The sequence below is a fragment of the Dorea phocaeensis genome (genome assembly GCF_900240315.1).
GTDB lineage: Bacteria > Bacillota > Clostridia > Lachnospirales > Lachnospiraceae > Dorea_B > Dorea_B phocaeensis.
Genome location: NZ_OEPZ01000001.1, coordinates 1 through 18,271, shown reverse-complemented (window position 1 = coordinate 18,271; position 18,271 = coordinate 1). Strand labels below are relative to the sequence as shown.

At 44.2% G+C, this 18,271-nt stretch carries 20 protein-coding genes; 4 read left to right on the top strand and 16 right to left on the bottom strand.

Features of this window, described 5'->3' with window-relative positions; genetic code table 11:
- Positions 1-61: 61 nt before the first annotated feature.
- The 13 genes from C0979_RS00090 to C0979_RS00040 form a co-directional block, all read right to left on the bottom strand.
- Positions 62-2,044: a DUF4118 domain-containing protein gene (locus tag C0979_RS00090; RefSeq protein ID WP_101694047.1), complete on the bottom strand. Its 1,983-nt coding sequence runs from the start codon at positions 2,042-2,044 to the stop codon at positions 62-64.
- Positions 2,045-2,066: 22 nt separating this feature from the next.
- Complete coding sequence (kdpC, locus tag C0979_RS00085) at positions 2,067-2,708, bottom strand: potassium-transporting ATPase subunit KdpC (protein ID WP_101694046.1); 642 nt, start codon at positions 2,706-2,708, stop codon at positions 2,067-2,069.
- Positions 2,709-2,725: 17 nt separating this feature from the next.
- Positions 2,726-4,783, bottom strand: a complete 2,058-nt coding sequence (gene kdpB, locus C0979_RS00080) for a potassium-transporting ATPase subunit KdpB (protein WP_101694045.1) — start codon at positions 4,781-4,783, stop codon at positions 2,726-2,728.
- Between the two features lie 55 nt (positions 4,784-4,838).
- Complete coding sequence (kdpA, locus tag C0979_RS00075) at positions 4,839-6,554, bottom strand: potassium-transporting ATPase subunit KdpA (RefSeq protein WP_101694044.1); 1,716 nt, start codon at positions 6,552-6,554, stop codon at positions 4,839-4,841.
- Complete coding sequence (locus tag C0979_RS11825) at positions 6,555-6,692, bottom strand: hypothetical protein (RefSeq protein WP_173814321.1); 138 nt, start codon at positions 6,690-6,692, stop codon at positions 6,555-6,557.
- A gap of 231 nt (positions 6,693-6,923) precedes the next feature.
- Positions 6,924-7,625: a response regulator gene (locus C0979_RS00070; protein WP_101694043.1), complete on the bottom strand. Its 702-nt coding sequence runs from the start codon at positions 7,623-7,625 to the stop codon at positions 6,924-6,926.
- Positions 7,618-10,254 carry an ATP-binding protein gene (locus tag C0979_RS00065; RefSeq protein ID WP_101694042.1) on the bottom strand — a complete coding sequence of 879 codons (2,637 nt, stop codon included), beginning with the start codon at positions 10,252-10,254 and terminating at the stop codon, positions 7,618-7,620. Before C0979_RS00065 ends, C0979_RS00070 begins: the two co-directional genes overlap by 8 nt.
- A 39-nt stretch (positions 10,255-10,293) precedes the next feature.
- Positions 10,294-10,464, bottom strand: a complete 171-nt coding sequence (locus tag C0979_RS11820) for a hypothetical protein (protein WP_159459837.1) — start codon at positions 10,462-10,464, stop codon at positions 10,294-10,296.
- Positions 10,449-11,096: a potassium channel family protein gene (locus C0979_RS00060; protein ID WP_101694041.1), complete on the bottom strand. Its 648-nt coding sequence runs from the start codon at positions 11,094-11,096 to the stop codon at positions 10,449-10,451. The genes C0979_RS11820 and C0979_RS00060 overlap by 16 nt, the downstream gene beginning before the upstream one ends.
- A gap of 14 nt (positions 11,097-11,110) precedes the next feature.
- Positions 11,111-12,442, bottom strand: a complete 1,332-nt coding sequence (locus C0979_RS00055; RefSeq protein ID WP_101694040.1) for a TrkH family potassium uptake protein — start codon at positions 12,440-12,442, stop codon at positions 11,111-11,113.
- 134 nt (positions 12,443-12,576) lie between these two features.
- Positions 12,577-12,765 (bottom strand): hypothetical protein, encoded by a 189-nt coding sequence (locus tag C0979_RS00050; protein WP_101694039.1) that lies wholly within the window; start codon positions 12,763-12,765, stop codon positions 12,577-12,579.
- 146 nt (positions 12,766-12,911) lie between these two features.
- A complete protein-coding gene (locus tag C0979_RS00045) occupies positions 12,912-13,208 on the bottom strand; it encodes a YerC/YecD family TrpR-related protein (protein WP_101694038.1) in 297 nt (98 codons plus the stop codon).
- 61 nt (positions 13,209-13,269) lie between these two features.
- On the bottom strand, positions 13,270-14,019 hold the full coding sequence (locus C0979_RS00040) for a phosphatase (RefSeq protein ID WP_101694736.1): 750 nt from the start codon (positions 14,017-14,019) through the stop codon (positions 13,270-13,272).
- Positions 14,020-14,192: 173 nt separating this feature from the next.
- Between C0979_RS00040 and C0979_RS00035 the strand changes: the two genes are divergently transcribed.
- The 4 genes from C0979_RS00035 to C0979_RS00020 all read left to right on the top strand — a co-directional run bounded on the left by C0979_RS00035 (position 14,193) and on the right by C0979_RS00020 (position 16,390).
- Positions 14,193-14,390, top strand: coding sequence for a hypothetical protein (locus C0979_RS00035; RefSeq protein ID WP_101694037.1), 198 nt, complete (start codon positions 14,193-14,195; stop codon positions 14,388-14,390).
- 36 nt (positions 14,391-14,426) lie between these two features.
- Complete coding sequence (locus tag C0979_RS00030) at positions 14,427-14,903, top strand: hypothetical protein (RefSeq protein WP_101694036.1); 477 nt, start codon at positions 14,427-14,429, stop codon at positions 14,901-14,903.
- A 166-nt stretch (positions 14,904-15,069) separates the two neighbouring features.
- Positions 15,070-16,026, top strand: coding sequence for a DNA/RNA non-specific endonuclease (locus tag C0979_RS00025; protein ID WP_101694035.1), 957 nt, complete (start codon positions 15,070-15,072; stop codon positions 16,024-16,026).
- Positions 16,027-16,105: 79 nt separating this feature from the next.
- Positions 16,106-16,390, top strand: coding sequence for an ABC transporter substrate-binding protein (locus C0979_RS00020; RefSeq protein ID WP_101694034.1), 285 nt, complete (start codon positions 16,106-16,108; stop codon positions 16,388-16,390).
- Positions 16,391-16,424: 34 nt separating this feature from the next.
- Here the strand turns inward: C0979_RS00020 and C0979_RS00015 are convergent, their stop codons facing one another.
- The 3 genes from C0979_RS00015 to C0979_RS00005 are packed head-to-tail and all read right to left on the bottom strand — an operon-like array spanning position 16,425 to position 18,257.
- Complete coding sequence (locus C0979_RS00015) at positions 16,425-17,660, bottom strand: GH25 family lysozyme (protein ID WP_101694033.1); 1,236 nt, start codon at positions 17,658-17,660, stop codon at positions 16,425-16,427.
- 46 nt (positions 17,661-17,706) lie between these two features.
- The gene (locus tag C0979_RS00010; protein WP_101694032.1) at positions 17,707-17,934 is read right to left on the bottom strand and encodes a holin; all 228 of its coding nucleotides are present in this window, start codon (positions 17,932-17,934) and stop codon (positions 17,707-17,709) included.
- Positions 17,935-17,948: 14 nt separating this feature from the next.
- On the bottom strand, positions 17,949-18,257 hold the full coding sequence (locus tag C0979_RS00005; RefSeq protein WP_101694031.1) for a hypothetical protein: 309 nt from the start codon (positions 18,255-18,257) through the stop codon (positions 17,949-17,951).
- Positions 18,258-18,271 lie beyond the last annotated feature (14 nt).

The following is an 18,271-nucleotide window of genomic DNA, read 5'->3' as shown; positions in this document are numbered from 1 at the left end:
ATGTCAAGAAAAAAGAGTGAGGGTGCCTCTCAACCCTCCAATTTGATGGTTTTGCGACACCCTATTTTTCTTTCTCTTTCAAAATTCTTGCAAATACCAGCGCCGCTTCATTAACCATTGCTGTTAAAAGCCCATATTCAAACGCTGGAATCTCTCTTCTTTCTTCTAATACAATTCCCATAACAGCGTAAGTTTTGTCACTGGTCTTAATTGGCAAATACATGGCCTTTGCACCTGGAAGCGTATGTGTACAGCAGCCGGCTCTCTTCCCGTTTGCCACCACCCATTCTGCCACAGCCCGTTCCTGGTCATCCACCATCTTACGCAGTTCTTCCTTAGTCATTCCAGTTCGCGGGAACAGCCACGGTCCTGCCATTTTTTCTTCCTGAATGGTAAAAAAGACAACCGGAAGATTCATAAGTTTCAATATTTGCCCACTTAATTCCAAAAGCAATCCTTTCACTGTGTCTACTCTTCGCATCCGACGGCTGTTATCCAGCAGAAGCTGTGTGCGGTACATCTGTTTAGTGCTTTCTCTTGCCTGCTTTCTTCCCGTAGAAATAATCGTCGAAATGATCAACGAAAACGACAGCATAATTAAAAATGTAGCCGTATAGCCTTTTAAATGAATTGCAAAACTATACAACGGATCAACAAACAGAAGATCAAACAACAATACGCTTGCCAGCGCAGCTGACACTGAGACAAACTGTCTGGACGTCCACAGCGATAGTATAAGAATTCCCAGCAGATAGATCATAATAATGTCTGCATCCAAAAATCCATATTGCCTCATCCCCATCCCAATAAGTGTTGCTCCTGCCAAAATTCCTACTTCTTTAATGAGTTCCCACCCTAGACTTTCTGTTGGCGCACCTGACGTCCGTACTAAAGAACTTCCGACTCCTCTTCCAAACCGATCCTTACATTTGCCGTGGGATTCTTTTTGCCGTCCGCCATCAGGAATAATATAGATATCCATATCGGGAATATACTCGCTGATCTGATCTGTCAGCGTGCCCTTCTTCTGTCCAAGCCAAATTCTGTGATTGGTTCGGCCAAGCACAATCTTCGATACGCCGCTGACCCTTGCATATTCTGCAATCTGATATGCCACATCTTCGCCGAAGACCGTAATGATCTTTGCTCCCAATGCCTTTGCAAGCCGAATATTCTCATCTCTCCAACGTCTCACTGACTCATCCCCACTTTGCAGCTGAGGCGTTTCAACATAAATAGCTGTCAAGTTTGCCTGAAAGGCGTATGCCAGCCTAGACGCACTTCGAATGACTCTACTACAGCTCGGAGAAGGAGAAATACAAGTCAGAATGTGTTCTCCCTGATACTGTTCTTTTCTTATCCGACTTCGATCCTTCTCCTGCTCCCGTACTGCCAATCGGTTTACCCGGTCTACCATTCTCCGAAGAGCAATCTCCCTCAAAAGAATCAGCTTATTTCTGGCGAAAAAATTCTGAAGAGCCCGTTCTGCCTGTGCAGCTTTATAAATTTTGCCCTCTTTCATCCGTCCAATCAGTTCATCCGGCTCAATATCAATCAGCTTCACCTGATCTGCCAGATCAAAGATTTCATCAGGAATTGTTTCCCTGACATGAATTCCAGAAACTTTCCCTACTACATCGTTTAAACTCTCCAAATGCTGAATATTAACAGTAGTATATACATCTATCCCTGCATTCAGTATTTCTTCAATATCTTCATATCTCTTCTGATGACGCATTCCCGGCGTATTGGTATGAGCCAATTCGTCTACCAGCACTACCTGTGGATGGCGGATTAACACAGCGTCCAAGTCCATTTCCCTGAGTTTAATTCCCTTGTACTCCACCTTTTGATAAGGAAGAATCTCCAGCCCTTCCATCTTGGCGCTGGTCTGTGGACGATCATGGGGCTCAATATAACCGGCCACAACATCCACCCCCTCTTTTTTCAGAGAATGGGCGGTTTCCAGCATTTCATAAGTCTTCCCGACGCCTGCTGCATATCCCAAAAAGATTGACAGCTTTCCTTTGTCCTTCCTACTCATCCTTGTCCTCCTTCAGAATTACTTACGGCAGCGCTTCTTCGGTAAGTTCCGCAATGTCCAAATTACATTTCAGTACATTCACCCGTTCTTCTCCAAAGATTCCAAGCACTTTCCGACTAGTGTGATCTTCTACAATCTGTGCTACTTCTTCCTCGGACAGTCCGGAATTTGCCGCTACAATCGGGATCTGTATCTTTGCTGATTCTGGACTGATATCCGGATCCAATCCAGAACCTGATGCTGTCACAAGATCAGCCGGAATCTCTCCTGTGAATTCTTCTCCGGTCGCATCCTTGTAACGCTTTTTAAAATCGGCGGCAGCCTGACTGGTTCTCTCCTTTAATTCTTCACTTGTTGGCGCCTGATTGTAAGAACCGGAAGCTACACCTCCATAGTCGCCCTCTTCCTTTTCTTTCTCTGTATAGGTATTGTAATTAACCGCAGAAAGGCGTCCCTGAAAATACTGTTCCCCTTCAAACTGCTGTCCGATCAGTTCAGATCCAACCACCTTGTCCCCCACTTTGACAAGGCTTCCTTCTGCCTGACCCGGAAAAAAGATCTTTCCAAGAGCCGTTAAAGCCAGCGGATATACAATTCCACAAATCAACAGCAATGCCAGGGTAATCACCAGCGCACGTTTTAAATAAACCTTCATATTCTTCATGATTCTCTTCTCCTATCTTATAATCCAATCATTGCCAAAAACGGCGTCACAATCAGATCAATCAGTTTAATTCCAATAAACGGAACGATGATACCGCCAAGTCCATAGATTCCGATATTTTTTATCAGCATCTTCTCCGAACGCATCGGTTTATACTTCACACCGCGCATCGCAATCGGTATCAGGCACGGAATAATCACTGCGTTAAAGATCAAAGCCGATAAAATAGCGCTGAACGGCGTAGACAGATGCATAATGTTCAAAATCTCCATCTGCGGAATCACCATTGTAAACATAGCCGGAATAATAGCAAAATATTTAGCCACATCATTGGCAATACTAAAGGTTGTCAATGAGCCTCTGGTAATCAACAGCTGCTTTCCTATCTCTACCACTTCAAGAATCTTTGTCGGATCAGAATCCAGATCGACCATATTTGCCGCCTCTTTGGCTGCCGTCGTCCCACTATTCATTGCCAAACCTACATCTGCCTGTGCCAGCGCTGGCGCATCGTTGGTTCCATCGCCCGTCATGGCAACAATCTTACCTTCTGCCTGCTCTTTCTGAATCTCAGTAATCTTATCTTCTGGCTTACATTCTGCAATGAACCCATCCACACCGGCTTCTTTTGCAATGGTTGCTGCCGTCAGCGGATTATCTCCTGTACACATAATCGTCTTAATTCCGATTTCCCGCAGCCTTTCAAATCGTTCTCTTAGTCCTGGTTTCACCGTATCCTTCAGGTAGATTACACCGTAAATTTTCCCCTCGACGCATACGACCAAAGGAGTTCCCCCTAACGTAGAAATCTCTGATACGATTCCGTTTAAATCTTTCGGGATCTGACCGCCTTTTGCCCTCACATACTCTTGAATTGCCTCACTGGCTCCTTTTCTCACCTGTGTTCCATCTGCAAGATTCACTCCGCTCATCTTGGTCTGCGCTGTAAATTCTACGAATTCCATCTGATCCTTCGCTCCATCTCCGATTCGGGTTCCCAAAGTTCTGCCAAGTTCTACCACCGATTTTCCCTCTGGCGTTGTATCACACAGAGAAGTCATTACACTGTAATCTATCAGATCTTCTTTTGATTTTCCTTCTACTGGACGGAAATCTGCCGCCAGCCGGTTTCCGTAAGTAATAGTTCCCGTCTTATCTAAAATCATGGTATCTACATCGCCGCAGGCCTCTACTGCTTTCCCTGACATGGCGATAACATTAAATCTTGTCACTCGATCCATTCCTGCAATTCCAATCGCAGACAGCAATCCTCCAATCGTAGTAGGAATCAGGCAGACCAAAAGCGCAATCATCGTTGCAATCGGAATCTTGGCCCCTGAATATCCGGCAAAAAAGTAAAGGGTTACCACCACAATCATAAAGATTATAGTCAGACTGATTAGAAGAATTCCAAGCGCAATCTCATTTGGCGTCTTCTGTCTAGACGCCCCTTCAACCAGAGAAATCATTCGGTCCAGGAAGGATTGTCCCGGCTCAGAAGTAATTCGAACTTTCAGCCAGTCGCTAACCACCGTTGTTCCACCTGTTACGGAAGAAAAGTCGCCTCCTGCCTCTCTCGTCACCGGCGCTGACTCCCCGGTAATGGCCGATTCGTCTACAGATGCAATTCCCTCGATGACCTCGCCGTCATTTGGAATCATTTCTCCGGTTCGTACGATTACGACATCTCCCTTTTTTAATTCAGATGCGTGAATTACTTTTTCTGTTCCATCCTTTGCAAGCAATGTCGCCATAGTATCCTTTTTTGTCTTCTTTAACGTCTCTGCCTGTGCCTTTCCTCTTCCTTCGGCCACCGACTCTGCAAAATTCGCAAACAACACTGTCACAAATAGAATAAACGCCACAATTCCATTATAAATACGAAGTGAGCTTTCATCTCCAAACAGAGTCGGTGCGATAGTTAACAGCAACGCAACTGCGAATCCAACCTCCACCACGAACATTACTGGATTTTTCACCATATATCGCGGATCCAGCTTCTGAAAAGCTCCGATCAGTGAGCTTTTCAGAATGTCCTGTGTAATAAATTTTGTCCTTTTTTCTTGTCTTGCCATCTCTATCTATATCCTTTCTTCACGAAACAATCTTCCCATTTAATTGGACCTTTCTCTATGACATCCATAGCGTCAAGTGTTCTGCAATTGGTCCTAATGCAAGCGCTGGGAAGAACGTCAGCGCTGCGAAAATATATACCACTGCAACCAGTATAATTACGAATATTGTATTATCCGTTCGAAGTGTACCTACCGTCTCATTGACCCGCTTCTTCGCAAGCAGACTTCCTGCAATTGCCAATTGTGCAACGATCGCCACATAACGGCCAAAGAACATGGCAAGCCCCGTCGTAATATTCCAGAAATATGTATTATCTGCCAGTCCCTCAAAGCCAGAACCATTATTCGCTGCGGATGATGCAAATTCATACAATACCTGTGTCAGTCCATGGAATCCCTCGTTGGTAATCCCAGCCAAGCCACCGCTTGTCGCTACTGCCAATGCGGAGAAACCAAGGATTAGAAGCGGATGAATGATCAGTACCAACGCTACCAGCTTCATTTCTTTTCCTTCAATTTTCTTCCCTAGATACTCCGGTGTCCGGCCGATCATAAGCCCGCAAAGGAAGACTGCAAGAATCACATACATAATCATATTCATTAATCCTACGCCCTTTCCGCCGAATACACAGTTAAGCATCATGTGCAGAAGAGGAACCATTCCTCCAAGAGGCGTCAACGTATCGTGCATATTATTAACGGTTCCTGTTGTAAAGGATGTAGTAGTCGTAGTAAAGAGCGCCGACTGGGCAACGCCAAACCGGACTTCCTTTCCTTCCATGCTTCCCATACTCTGGCTGACGCCTGCAGCTTCCATCACAGGATTGCCTGCACTTTCTGAGAAGAAACATAAAGTTAAGCCCACCAGGAATAAAATGGACATGGCTGCAAAAATAGTTCGTCCCTGATTTCCAAAGATGCAGCGTTTCTGCCGACCTTCTTCTTTCTTCCGCTTTCTCGTCATTTTTCCAAATACAATTACGCATGCGCCCGGAAGAATCATCATGGAATACAGTTCAATCAAATTCGTAATAATCGTTGGATTTTCAAACGGGGTTGTCGAGTTAGCTCCGAAAAATCCGCCTCCGTTAGTTCCCAAATGTTTGATAATCTCAAGCGCCGCTACCGGTCCCATAGCCAAATCCTGCAATTTCCCTTCTATCGTTTCAATTGTCTGATTTGCCTGAAAGGTCTCTGGAACTCCCTGCCAGATCAAAAGCAGTCCTCCGATAATTGAAATTGGAACCAGTACTCTGGTTACAATTCGTACCACATCTTCGTAAAAGTTCCCGACATCCTTTCTCTTTCCTGCCAATCCTCTACAGAATGCCATGCAGGCTGCATATCCGGTTGCTGCTGATGTAAACATCATAAAAATGATAACCAGCATCTGGCTTAGATAAGAAAGTCCTGACTCACCGGAGTAATGCTGCAGATTGGTATTGGTCATAAAGCTGATGATCGTATTAAAAGAAAGGGTTGGTTCCATTCCCTCAATCTGATTCGGATTCGCCAGCAATACACTTTGGAGTCGAAGTACCAGATATCCTACTCCCACCATTACCGCATTGGTCATCAAAAGATGTAATGTATATTGTTTCCAGTTCATTCCCTCCCGCGTAATTCGACAAACCTTATAGATGGCATTATCCACACGGTTAAATACTGGGTCTGCAAAGGTTTTTTCTCCTGCCGCTATATGATATAAATAGGTTCCCATTGGAATTACTAATACCAGATACAGAGCAAGTGTTACTATGATCTGTGCCATTTATCTTCCCTCCACCTTGTTCTCATTCTCTCTTTCCGGTCTGCCCGGCGTTCGAATCTGCCTGTTGCACCAGTCAGTTAGTATCTTGATACTGCCAAAACAAAGAACCAGTATCAAAATCATAAGGATATCCATCATTGTTATCCATCTCCTTTCTTCATTGCATACCACACTTTATCATCTTTGAAATAAAAGTAGTGTTATGAAAAACAAAGGGTACATTAAAATTGCATAAACGAAGCTAATAAAGCGACTTAACCTACGATACTATCAGAATAAAAAAACACCCGGTCTGCCGCGCATATTTCTTGTACGCGACAAACCTGATGTTTCATACATAGTGTTTTCATTATCAAAATTTAAAATCTCTTACCCAATCTTAACCATTCGATATCCTACGCCAATATGGGTTTGAATATACTGCGGAGAATCTGGCCTATTCTCCAACTTTTTACGAAGCGTCGCCATAAATACCCGGAGAGATGCAATATCATTGTCCCAACTGCTGCCCCAAATTTTCTGTGTAATAAAGGTATGAGTCAATACCTTTCCTACATTTTTGGAAAGCAGACATAATAATTTATACTCGATTGGAGTCAGATGCAGTTCTTCTTCTCCCAGATATGCACAGCCTGCCGCATAGTCCACCCGCAATTCTCCATTGGTAAAAACAGAATCTACCGTCAAATATTCATTCTGAACCACCGACAGCCTCCTCTGTGTAGCCCGAAGCCTTGCCAGCAGTTCTTCCACTGAAAATGGTTTTGTTAGATAATCATCTGCTCCGGCATCCAACGCTGCAATCTTATCCGAGTCCTCACTTCTGGCGCTGATCACAATAATCGGCAAGTTAGACCAAGTTCTGATCCTTTGAATCACCTCAACGCCGTCCATATCCGGAAGCCCCAAATCCAAAAGAATGATATCCGGATTATGGCAGGATGCTTCCATAATTGCCGTTTCTCCTGTAGTTGCCGTAAGATAACGATATTCATGGGTTTTCAATGTTGTCGTAATCAAATTTCTAACTGGCGCGTCATCCTCTACAACCAGTATTGATGCTTTATTCATGTAATTCTACCTCCCCTGCCGGTAATGTAAATGTAAATGCGGTTCCATGCGGTTTGACATCCGACACACTGATCTCTCCTCCATGGGCATTGATAATAGACTGGCACAGCGCAAGCCCCAATCCCAAACTTCTCCTGCCGTCTACTGCCTGATTGCCGCCTGTATAAAACATTTCAAAAATATGGTTCTTGGCCTCATCAGAAATACCCGGTCCGTCGTCTTCTATCCGGACAATCACTTCTTTTCCCTGCTTCTTTGTCAAAATTCGGATCACAGACCCTTCCGGAGTATATTTAATGGCATTATCTACCAAATTAATAATCACCTGCACAATCAATCTTGCATCAATCTTTGCAAGCAAAAATTCTTCTGTACTATGTACTTCTATAATATGTCCCCGTTTCCTGCGTTCCAAATACCGAAGCGCCTCGGAAATAACCTCATCCATCAATTCTGAAGACTTTTGGATATTTAAGCGCCCTTCATCAATTTTACTGATAGCAAGCAGATTTTCCACCAAATCAATCAGCCACATGGAATCTTCATAAATATCCTTATAAATCGCCTGCTTCATTTCTTCGGTGAAACTTTCACTGTTAGACACTAAATTACTTGCATTTCCAGAAATCGATGTAAGCGGCGTTCGCAGATCGTGCGAAATCGCCCGCAGAATGTTGGCTCTAAGCTGCTCATTTTTTGCCATGACTGCAGCTTCTTCCTTCTCCCTGGCATTCTGATCATTTTCAAGAGCAAGTGCACACTCCCCCAAATTAGAAAGCAGAACACTGTGTTCAAACGAATCCAGCTCTTCCTCGCCGACTGTAATTCCTACTACGCCATATACATGCGCATTGACACGGATCGCGAGATAGAGACATTTCGCATGAGACCAGGTGTCCGTTGTGGCTCCTGCATGCCTGTTATTCCGATACACCCATTCAGCCACCTCTGCTTCTTCTTTTGAAACACAAGCCGGATCCTTTAACCGCTCTGCCACCGGAAAGATTTGAGGATTTTGCAATTCTCCATTCTCTGCCGGATATACGATCACATCCATCCCAAGTAGTTTCTTAATCTGTCCTGCGGCAGCTTCTATGATCTCTTCTTTCCCTTCTGCCTGCTGTAGAAGCTGATTCGTGTCAAATAACGTCTGCGTACGAAATGCTGCCTGTGCCGCCTGCTTTGCATGATTCTTCATCTTCGTAGCCAGCGATCCTGTAATAAAAGACGCCAAAAACATTACTAAAAATGTCACTGGATAACTCTTATCGTATGCCCGGAAGGTAAGCTTTGGATCGGTAAAAAAGAAATTAAATACCAGTACGCTTACTGCCGATGCCACAATACTGTACGCTCTTCCTGACGTGATTACCGAAATCACCAGTACTCCTAGGATATAAATGGTAATAATATTTGCCTCACTGAACCCCCATCCAGCAAATCCAAATCCCAAAAGCGTTGTCAAGAGCAATACCAGCACACTGATTCCTATGTCTCTCAAAGAAACGATCAGGTTCGTTCGCTGCAGGCTCCGTTTCTCATGGTAAGATTCCTGAACATAATCCGGAATAATATAAACGCCCAGATTTGGCGCCTTCTGAATCAATTCCTCCGTCAAAAGAGGTTGACGAAACAGCGTCCTTTTCCCCTTTCTGCTTCTTCCGACTACTACCTTAGACACTCCTGACATCCGTGCAAATTCAATAATCTGATAAGGGACATCCTCTCCATGAACCGTCTCAACCGTTGCTCCCAGTTGTTCTGCAAGATGGATATTAAACCTCAGCCGTTCCTTATCCTTTTCCGGCCATGCAGGATAATCTGTCGTCTCCACAAACAGCGCAGTTAACGATGCATGATAGGCCTCTGCCATCCTCGAAGCTATACGGATAATTCTTGCATTGGAAGGTGATGAAGATAGACACACCAAAATATGATCTTTCCCTATCGTGTTTTTCCCTCTATCCAGTTCTTCCTGTCTACGCCTCTTATCCAAACGGTCCGCGCACCGAAGCATGGCAATTTCCCGAAAGGAAGTCAATTTCTCAATCGTATAAAAATCTGCTCCTCCATATCTCCTTTGTCCTACTCCACAGATATCATTATCGCTGACACGCTTCATCAACCGGCTTGGCTCACAATCTACCAGCACAACCTCCTGTGCCAGTTCAAAGATCTCATCTGGAATCCGCTCCGGCGTTTCACGCCCCGCAATAGATACTACCACATCGTTCAGGCTTTCCAATTCTTGAACATTAAGCGTTGTCCAAACTTCTATTCCTGCGGCCAAAAGTTCCTTCACGTCCTGATAGCGCCTGGCATGCCTGCTCCCTTCTGCATTGACATGAGCAAGATCATCCACCAGAAAAATCTGTGGTCTTCGCTCCAGAATCTGATCCAAATCGAGATCTCCGCCATCCGGTTCTTGTCCCGCCATTTTCATAGAACCAATCACTTCCAGTCCCTGGAGTAATTCCTGGGTTCCCTCATGTCTCCTAATCTCAATACAGCCTGCCGCTACATCTTTACCGCGTGTCTTTGCATCCCGCGCTTCCTGCAGCATAGCCTGGGTCTTTCCAACGCCCTCTGCATAGCCAAAATATATTTTTAGAGCTCCCGTTCTTTCCATGGTTCTTCCCCCTACAGATGCCGCTTTTATTTTGGAAAATTATAACACATCTTCCTTCCGATTGTCATCCTGTGTTCTTTCTTGATTCTCCTCCACAAAACAGTCAACCTTTCCCATCAAACGATAGCCATATACCGCGAAACCGATTAATGACAGAATTAATAAGAGTTCCTGCATGCCTAACACCTCTTTTTCTATATGTGGAAACATTTTTTAACATCCTGATATCGTCCCAGTACCAGCATTGTTTCGTCCGTCTCAAACTCTGTTGAAGAAGAAACGGTAAGATCCATTTTTCCTTCTTTCTTTACCGCCATAATCGTAATACTGTACTTATTACGAATATCAATTTCCCCTACTGTCTTCCCGATCCAATTCTTCGGAATGGTAACTTCAAAAATGGCATAATTGCTGCTTAGTTCAATGTAGTCTAGAATATGATCGGCGCTGTAACGGATTGCCGTCCAGTTCGCCACTTGTTTTTCTGGATACACAATGTCATCGGCCCCGTTCCTTAATAGAAACTTTGCCTGTACATCCCTTGCTGCCCTGGAAACCACCATTTTCGCTCCCATTTCTTTTAACAAAGAGGTGGTTTCCAGGGAACTTTGGAAATCATTTCCTATTGCCACAATACAGACATCATAATTACGTATTCCAAGAGACTGCAGAAACTCCTCATTGGTACTATCCCCAATCTGCGCGTTTGTCACAAATGGAAGAATAGCGTTAATCCGCTCCTCTTGTTTGTCCACTACCATGACCTGATGATTCAGTTCCCCTAATTTTAATGCAATATGTTTTCCAAATCTTCCTACTCCTATTAACAGTATTGACTTCATAATTTCTTTCTCCTCTATCCCACCGTAATTTTTTCCTCCGGAAGTTTTGATATCTGTGGATGCGTACCAGATAAGGTTGCAAATACCAATGTCAGACCGCCTACTCTTCCGAAGAACATCAGCGTTATTAAAATAAATCTTGAGATCATACCAAGTCCCGGCGTCACACCAAGGGATAAACCTACCGTACCGATTGCCGACGCCGTCTCAAACAGACATGTAATCACTGGAAGGCCTTCCAGTTTACTGATCACCAGCCCTCCTGCCAAAAACAGCATCTGATACATTAAAAATACCGTTGCCGCATGTCGAACCACTTCAGATGGAATTCTTCGCCGAAAAAAATGAGTATCCTGACTTCTGCAGAACACCGCCTGTGCCGACTTCAACAGTACCGCTGCCGTAGTTACCTTCATACCGCCGGCCGTAGATCCCGGCGCGCCACCGGTCAGCATCAAAAGAATCATAATCATCTGACCGACCTCACTTAACAGTGTCAGATCAGCCGTATTAAAACCTGCTGTTCTTGGTGTCACCGACTGAAATAATGACACCCATACTCTCTCGCCCGCCGGAATATCTGCAAATTCAAAAAAGAAAAAGTACAGTGCCGGAAGCAGGAGCAATATACTCGTCATTGTAAGAATTACCTTACTCTGCATCCGGTATTTATGAAAATGGAATCGATTCGTACGAATATCATCCCATGTCAGGAAACCAATTCCACCAATAATAATCAGAAGCATAATCGTAATATTAATAACTGGATTGTTTTGATAAGAAATCAGTGAAGAGAAGGCTTCTTTCTCTCCCATCAAATCAAATCCTGCATTACAGAATGCCGAAATCGAATGGAACAAGGAATATCCGATTCCTTTCACCAACCCGTATTCCTTAACGAACACCTGAGACATGGCTGCTGCTCCTATTAACTCAATCACCAGCGTCGCCTTTAGCACAAACCCCGTCAGCCGGACAATTCCTCCCATCTTTGGCGCTGCAATCGCCTCCTGCATAGTGCTTCTCTGCATCAGTCCGATCTTCCGCCCTGATACCATTGTCACTGCAGCTGCCACTGTCACCACACCCATTCCGCCAATCTGAATCAGCAGAATAATAACCGTCTGTCCAAATGCGCTCCAGTATGTCGCTGTATCATGTACTACCAACCCGGTTACACACACCGCCGATGTTGATGTAAAGATTGCATCCAAAAACGAGGCCCCCTGCCCGTCTCTTGTCGCCATCGGAAGCATCAGAAACAGACTTCCCGTTAATATTACCAGCGCAAAGCCGTATACAATTACCTGAAATGATGTCAGCTTTTTCCCATTCCGAAAATTCATAATACATCCTTCCTTAACATCTCTTTATAGCTTCTTAATTATGCTATAAAGAAAATAAAGAACGTATAAGTAAGTCTATGACGATATTAAGACTGCATAAAGATTCTGTTAATGTGGATATATTAATCATCATTCTATCCGAATAGAAATGCCGTTGGAAATACAATCAACACCGTTCCGATGCAAACAGCCGCCAGCACAAATACCGGCATTCCTACAAACACCATTAAAAAGGACCAAAATGGATGGCGATATGCCAGCCTCTCTGCTTTTGCATTAAATTTTCTTTCTATCTTATGAATCCTGCCCATCATATGCATCATCTTCTCTTCCTCCCTATCTCAAGCATAAACTCAAACAGATAAATATAGGGATAATAACAATGCTAATCCTGTTAAAATAGGATAAAGAAAAAGACCGTCTGGAATATATTCCAGACAGCCTGTCCTCTCAATATTTTGTTCTATGATTACTCTATGTTATCATTAATTCTCTCAAATACCATATCATAACCGTCATTTCCATAATTCAGCGACCGATTCACCCTGCTGATTGTCGCGGTAGACGCCCCCGTTTTCTCCGCAATCTCCAAATAAGTTCTGTGCTCTCTCAGCATCTTGGCAACCTCAAATCTCTGTGAAAGTGACAACAACTCATTGATCGTACAAATATCCTCGAAAAATGTATAGCATTCTTCTTTATCTTTCAGACTTAATATAGCACTAAAAAGATAGTCTACGGATTCCGTTCTTATTTTTTTACTCATATTATTATCTCCTCCGAAACAAAATCACTATCAGTATTTTAACACACTAAATTCATAAAGTCTATAGTTTTTTCTCTCCTTTTGACGCTCCGTTCAAGTTTCGCTTCAAAATCCTTTGAAATTTATCAAAAGAAGTATTGGCAATCAGTTCTTCCGGAAAATCTGTTTCTCTGAGTACTTCCTCCACATAAGGATACCTTGCAATGTCTGTATCCACATGAGAGTCTGAGCTCAACACTACCATGACGCCGCACTTTTTGCAGATTCTTAACATTTCCAGACAGTTTTGTTTCGTATTCTTCCGAAATCCTGTTGGATTCAAAGACGCATTATTTACTTCCAAGAGTGTTCCCGTCCGCTTCGCCTGTTTTGCCAATGCCTCAAAATCCACTGGAAACCGCCCGTCATCCGGATGTCCGATAATATCCACATATGGATTCTCCATCACTGTCAGATAGGCCTCTGTCACTCTCTCCTTATCTCTTGAACCTTCATAACAAGGCATGTGCATGCTGGCAATCGTAAGATCAAGCGTTGACAGTACGTCCTGAGGCAGATCTACTTCTCCTTTCTCATTTAAGATATTCAGCTCTGAACCCAGCAGCAGATCAATCCCATACATCCGTCTAGGAACTACCTTTAAATTTTGAAAATAATACAGATGGCTGCTTCCCGGCATCTTCGGTGCATGCTCGGTAATCGCCAGCGCTTTCAACCCTTTTTCAGATGCTGCCTGCGCCATCTCCCGAATGGTATTGTAAGCGTGACCGCTAGCCAGCGTATGGGAATGAGTGTCAATCTCTATCTTCATAACAAATTCCTTCTTTCTCTTTTCCTTTTGTAGCTTTGGTATTTTCAAAACACATTCCTTTCTGGAAATATTATACAGTATACCCGCTTCTTTTTCTACACATTCTATTTTCATAATCAATAACCAAATCATACTTTCAAATATATTTTTGACAATTACGGAGGTACTCATCCATGAAAGACAAAGAAAATCAGAAAATCATAGACGCATATGACTATCTCTCTAACGCTGCTTCCTCTCAGGACTGTACCGGCCTGATTCCATCAGAGCCTATATCTATAGCAGAATTAGAATCTTACGAAGAGCTCTATCATTTTCTTCCGCCCTGCGCAAAAGCCGCTAACATCAAACCGGAAGAACACACCAAATAATTCCGCATATACTAATCAAAAACGGAGTGTGTTCCTATGCCTACTCAAAATTTGGTTCCTATAAGCGGTATCATCCAAAATATCCAGGGATTCAGCGAAGATTGCTGCGAACAACAGGTTACCATCCGTAACTCCGATGGTATTCACAACTTTATTATAGGTGCCGGCACCTATATCCCCGGTCAAATCCGTCTGCAAAACGGTATGCCAATCACGGCATTCTATGACGCCTCTCTCCCAATCCCCCTGATCTATCCTCCTAGATATCAAGCGGAGATTATCAGCCGGAGGAATCAAAATGAAACTATCTATGCCAGCTTCTTTGGGAATGATCTGGAAGCATCCGACGGTTCTCTTCAGCTGAATATCGGAATGGGCACAGAAATCGTTACTGCCAACGGTCAGCGTTTCACCTGCAATCCAGGCGGGCACAATCTCCTGGTTTACTACACTGCCACAACCAGAAGTATCCCGCCCCAGACAACACCACGAAAGATTATTGTGATGTGTTAATCACACATACTGCCGGAGTTTTCCTTGCTGGAACTCCGGCATTTTTCTGCCTTTATCTCCATTTTTTTAAATAGACAATTTGATGGAATTCGCTATAATATAAATGATTATGACACTAGAAACAATAAAGCGATATCAAAATAACAAAAACACATTGGAGGTATTTATGAAACGAATAAAACAACACTTCTATATCCTGCTTCTTCTTGTTGCTGCTACTTTCACCACGGCATGCGGCAATACCACAGATAAATCTGACACGACCGCTACTTCTGGCGTTTCCACAGATTCCGATACCCCTGCTTCCGACATTTCCGCAGCCTCTGTAGAAGAAGTTCCAGAATATTCCGGAGAACCTTACATAGAAATCAACGACAATGAACCGGAATTTACTGAAGAAGAGTTAGACACTAACTCCTATGAATCTTACAGCGAACTGGATACACTTGGACGCTGCGGTACCGCCACTGCCTGCGTTGGAACCGATTTAATGCCTACCGAGGAGCGTGGTTCCATCGGTCAGGTTAAGCCCTCCGGCTGGCATACCGTTAAGTACAACGGACTGGTGGATGGGAACTATCTCTACAACCGCTGCCATCTAATCGGTTATCAGCTGACCGGTGAAAATGCAAACGAGGAGAATCTAATTACCGGTACAAGGTATCTGAATGTGGAAGGTATGCTTCCATTTGAAAATGAAATTGCCGATTACGTCTCCGAAACTGACAACCATGTCTTATACCGCGTCACACCTATTTACGAAAGTGAAAACCTGGTTGCCAGTGGTGTGCAAATGGAAGCCAAATCCCTGGAAGATAATGGAAAAGGCGTTACTTTCAACGTGTATTGCTACAATGCACAGCCCGGAATTGAAATTGACTATGCAACAGGAGAAAGCCATAAGACAGACACTGCTGCCGAATCAAAGGAAACCAATAAATCTGAGACGCCAAAAGAAACCACGAAAGACACCTATATCATTAATAAAAACACTCATAAATTCCACAAGCCGGATTGTTCCAGTGTAAAAGACATGAAGCCCAAAAACAAAAAAGAATTTACCGGCTCCAGAGACGAATTGATAAATCAGGACATGGATCCCTGCGATCGGTGCCGTCCATAAATCTCTCCTGACTTTTTAATCACGCACCAGAATCCTCCTTCTACATATACTGATAGCAGTAAAATTGAAGGAGGATTCTATGAAAAAGCGTATCATTTCTATCACTCTCATTCTCGCCATGGCAGCAGCCTCTCTGCTTGCCTGCACTTCCAAAGAAGAATCAAAGGAAACAACTTCCACAACAGATACAAAAAAAGAAGAAACAGCTTCCAAACCAGTAAAGGTCACCTTAAACGAAGTGGCACACTCTATCTTCTACGCTCCTATGTATGTTGCTATTGAGGAAGGGTATTTTGAAGAGGAAGGAATTGACCTTACTCTGGTGACTGGGTTTGGGGATAACTTCTTAGTACAATTTCTTTAGTGCTCCCGACAGTTTTAGGCTGCCGGGAACTTTTTTATATTACTCTTCCATCCTGGTCAAATACGTACTTCTTCCCGCCGATCTCAAGCGTCTCGTCCTTGGCCATCTTGCCGTCATCTTTGCAATAATACTTCCCAAGCCAATGATTTCTCATTAAACTGCCAAGAGGCTGACACTCTTTCCCTTCGTTCAGATAATACCAATCCCCGTCGATTTGTTTCCAGCCAGTGATCATAGCCCCTTCTGGCGATCCTTCTCCCTTTGGAATACAGTAATAGGTGTACCGGCCTCCGTCTTCTACAAATCCGCTTTGCATAGACCCATGTGGATGATCTTCATCCTTCTGTTTCTCCGGCGTCAGGTAATACCATTTGCCACTGATCAGCTGCCAGCCGGTTAACATGTCTCCATTGCTGCTCAAGTAATACCAATGGTCATCAATCAAACGCCAGCCTGTCAGCATCCTGCAATCAGCATTAAAATAATACCAGCGACCGCCAATCAACTGCCAGCCCGTAACGGCATAGCCTTCCGCATCAAACCAGTACCAGCTGTCCAAGTGCAGCCATTCATTGCGTGGATAGCTTCCGGCTGCCCGCTTGTACCACCAGCCTTTTTCATCCTTCACCCAGCCCCCGGCTACCTGTCCTGGACTTGCATATCGGTTCCATGCCTCCCGGTCTCCGTAAAATACATCAAGATCCAGGTTTCCGCCATATCCAGGCAATCTACCGGAAGAAGTATACTGATACATTGCCGCGCCGATCCACGCGCCGGTCCCACCTTTCAGCGGTGCGTTCGGATTGTATCCCATTGTCTGATATCCTGCATAATACCCAGCAATCCACAATCCGTAGTCTGCCGCTACCACAGAGGACCAGTCGTAACTGTTAACACAATTATTATAGGTATACAATAATGCCTTTACTCCGGTAAGCTCATAGAGCCGGTCTAAAAATTCCTTCGCATATCCTACACCACGGTTCACAGCAGACCCTTCCCAGTCTAGAACGAGGATCCCTTTTCCAACATAGCCTTTAATATTATTGTAAAAGAACTCTGCTTCTGCTCTCCCCGAACTTTTCCCTGAAGCAAAGTGATAGACTCCAAATGGCTTCCCCAGCGCAATCGCCTGCTGCACAAATCCATCACAATAGCGGTCTACGAACGTCGTTCCTTCCGTCGCCTTACAGATCACAAAGTCACAAGGCACTATAGATAAATCCAAACCTGCCTGATGATTGCTGATATCAATTCCATTCATACTCATATGCGTCTCCTTTCCGTGCGATATCACACAATGAAAAAGAGGACGATCACTCGCCCTCAACCTCTGGAATGCCTGCTACACTTGTTAAGATGCTTACCACACCGGCCACCACCGATGCGGATAATACCATCTTCCAATCCACCGCGGAAATGACCGCCCCTGTTCCGATCACCGCCACCGCTGTCTGTGCCATAGTCTTAACCGCACGGATTCCTGCCGCTTTTAACCATTTCTTTGTATCCACGGATACTTTTAATACACAATTTTTAAACATGCTATCTCTCCTTTCTAAACCCCGATCTGCGAAGCTGCTAATCCAAATACCGCTCCGATCGCCAATGTTAATAAATACCACTTCACCTTGCGCCAGGTGTCCCCGTCCCTGCTTTCCAGTTCTTCCAACCGACTCTCTTGCCGGTTCTGCGACTTAACCAACTGCTCCACGCTCTGCGCTAAGCTATGTACACTGGTAGTCAGTTCCCCAATCTGCCGGACGGTTTCTTCCAAGTCTGTCAGTCTGTGGTTAATGCGCTTATGCTCATCTTCCATTCGCTTCGCAAACTCTAGGTGCTCTGCTCTGTCGATAGGTGTATCCATACTGCACCTCCTAC